Here is a 2963-nt window from a genome sequence, read left to right on the forward strand (position 1 = left end):
CCCCGGAGGGGGCATTGGAACTCGAGAACCCCAGTGGGCGGGAGATCGACCCCGATGAGTGGGAGGCGCCGTAAGCGCGTGATGGACCGACCCACCTCTTATCGGACCTATACGCCCGGGATGGCTGCATCGGGTGCAAGGCTTTAGCGCCAAAATAAGCGGCCGATACTTTGTAAAGTGCGCTAATGTTCGCTATCCTCTGTGATGTGTTTTGAGGCGGTTGGCCGAAGCGCTGACGGCAGTTGGTCAGAAAAATCCGTCGCCTTCGTTGGATTGACGGAAGAAGCAGCCGTCGCCTTAGCGATGCGACACGAACAGAATGCTATTTTTGGGGTGAGCGCCAACGGGGTTGTGCTTGTCGGGGGCCTGAAAAAGGTTTAGTCTTCGGGGACCTCATGAATCTTGGAGACAGCCTGTGAAAACCCTCCCTCTTCTTCTTGTGTTGGCAGCTTGTGGTTCTGGAAACAAAGTGGATGATACCCACACGGGGGGTGATTCAGGTTCGTGCTTAAGTGCGAATAAGAGGAGGTTGCGTTTAATTTGGGGTGCTTGAAGCTGACTCATCATAACCTGCGCTGGTGATACATCGTTAGAGGAGCTATCTCATCTCGTTTCACGTAGGGCAAGGCTTTGAGAAACGCATTCAAAACGAATGTGGATATTGAGTCTCAGTACGTTTGCACAATGATTCGATGATTTAGGACGACTCGGCTTCGGAAGATCCATTGAGCGCGTAAACTATCACTTGTTCGTTTTTTCCTTTGACCCTGACTTCGTGAAGCTTTTCGATATCCAGGGATGTTGGTTGCTCAAGAGCATTAACCACCCCTTGTGAAATGAGAATGGGCTGAGCCATGTCTTTGGTGAGCCCCTCGATACGTGAGGCCAGGTTTACGGCGTCTGAAATAACAGTCGTTTGCAGGCGCTTTTCGTCGCCAACTGTGCCGAGCATCACGGAGCCGGTATGAATACCAATTCCTGACTTTATCTCAGGCTCGTCGCGTTCACGGCGTGTGGCGTTATAGCTGCTAAGGGCCTCTTGCATTTTTAAGGCGCACCGGCAGGCGTCGTCGGCGCTCTTATGAAAAAGAGCCATAACGGCATCGCCAATAAATTTATCTACAAAACCGCCGTGCTTATAGATTACGGGAGTGATGGTTTGCAGGTATTCATTTACGAATTCGAAGTTTTGTTTCGGTGTCATGTTCTCAGACAACGACGTAAAGGAGCGTATGTCAGAAAAAAGAACGGTCATGTCTGCCGCCATAGAGTCGCCAACTCCCACCTGCGAAATATCGGTGTGGCCAAGAAATTCTAGAAATTCGTGTGGAACAAAGCGCTGAGCAGAGGCACCCATGCGAGCTGCCCGAGTGGATTCTTCGAGCAAAAGCTCTAGTGTATGGGCCTTTTCGTTTTGTAGCGTGCGAATTCTGTGGGCGAGGCCCAAAGAAAGTAAGGTGCCTTCTATAACGACTGAAAGGGGAGGCATGTGAAGGGTAAATTCGGTAAACTCCAACCAGCCCAGTGCCGAGATTCCTGTAATGCAAAATGCAATGATTAGAGTGCTAAAGGCGAAGAAAATATAGATAGCTGATGGTAGCCTTTCGTAGATGGCGAGGCGAAATACCAGGCAGAGGATGCTTATCGGAACTACAAGAGCTAGCATGGACACAGCAATCACTGCCCATTGCTGGTCGATAGCGAAGATAAGTGGGATCGTGATAGCGATAACCCATTCAAAAATATTTATATAGCGGTCAGAGCGGGGTAATAGCTTGCGTGTGTCCAGGTATTCGCGACAAAATTCAAACCCCAGTAAACCGGTCAGTGCGCCAATCATAACAATGCTAGCAACTTGAAATTCGGGGTGGTCAGGCCACCAATACCGGAATGCATATCCGCTGTAGATAAATTGAAAGACAGCCTGGGTTAATAGGTAGATCCAGTAAAGAAGATGTGAGCGATCTCGGAGCACCATCCAAAGAAGTAAGTTATAGACTACAATCAATATGATTGCGCCAAATAAACCGCCGTATATGTGGTTGCGGCGGCTCAGGGTCTTACGCTCCTGTTCTCTTGAAAAGAGTTGCAGAGGAAACAAGATACTTTCTGTGGATTTTACGCGGAAATATATATCACTTGTTTGATTCGCTTTGAGCTTCAATGGGAATAGGAATGTTTCATAGTCTACGGGACGGGAACGAAAGGGTTGTCCGTCGCCAGTATGAATCTTCTGAATGATTGTACCTTCATGAATCTCGAAAAAAGTCAGCTCGTCCAGGAATGCATAATCCACATGCAGTAGATATATTTCGTCACTTAAGTGGTCGCCTGTGATTTGAACATGAAACCAATGTGGATTGCGCTTAAATCCCAGGCTCGGAAAATCCTGCATAATGGGCGTAAACTTATCGTGAGCTGCCATGACATCATTTACAGTCATATTACCGGTTGTATCTTCGAGTACCTGAAGGTAGCGGCCAAGCAGTGGAGCTGATGTTGTGTTGGTGCTGGTTGTGAAAACAGGGGTTGCCGCTGTTGCAGGTTGGGCGCAGCAAACTAAAAAGACAAGGAGAAGGCATCTCTTGATTTTGAGGCAAGGATTTCGCATCTAGAAACCTTATCTTATCTGGTGACTTAACTGAAAATGATATCTTTGCACATTCCTACTTAACCTTTGGGATAATCTGTTTTACAACCAATTTAAGATTTCAATTCGCAATCGTTACTCAGGAGAGACCTTATGAAGTACCCCATTTATTTAGCATTTGCCTTGATTATCGGGCTTTCTTGCTGGTCTTGCACCGCGTCAGATCCTGGGAATGCTTCAGTGCTTAGTGCTTAGGTGGTGTTCGCTGTTAACTTTTTCTGGACCATCGCACGTCGGCGCGAGAAACATCTTTATGTTGCAATCTGGTTTTATATCGCAACCATTGTAACTGTTGCTGTTTTGTACATTGTAA

At 47.4% G+C, this 2963-nt stretch carries 1 protein-coding gene and 1 pseudogene; one reads left to right on the plus strand and one right to left on the minus strand.

Features of this window, described 5'->3' with window-relative positions; all coding sequences use genetic code 11:
• Nucleotides 1-201 precede the first annotated feature (201 nt).
• Nucleotides 202-381: pseudogene (locus HOK28_01925) on the plus strand (DUF3293 domain-containing protein).
• A 316-nt stretch (nucleotides 382-697) separates the two neighbouring features.
• Here HOK28_01925 and HOK28_01930 read toward each other — a convergent pair.
• A complete protein-coding gene (locus HOK28_01930) occupies nucleotides 698-2611 on the minus strand; it encodes a hypothetical protein (protein MBT6431819.1) in 1914 nt (637 codons plus the stop codon).
• Nucleotides 2612-2963: the final 352 nt, after the last annotated feature.

The sequence above is a fragment of the Deltaproteobacteria bacterium genome (assembly GCA_018668695.1).
GTDB lineage: Bacteria > Myxococcota > XYA12-FULL-58-9 > XYA12-FULL-58-9 > JABJBS01 > JABJBS01.

Bases quoted from the DNA above. Each gene is read 5' to 3' on its own strand.
- HOK28_01930 (MBT6431819.1), bottom strand. From the start codon at position 2,611: ATGCGAAATCCTTGCCTCAAAATCAAGAGATGCCTTCTCCTTGTCTTT.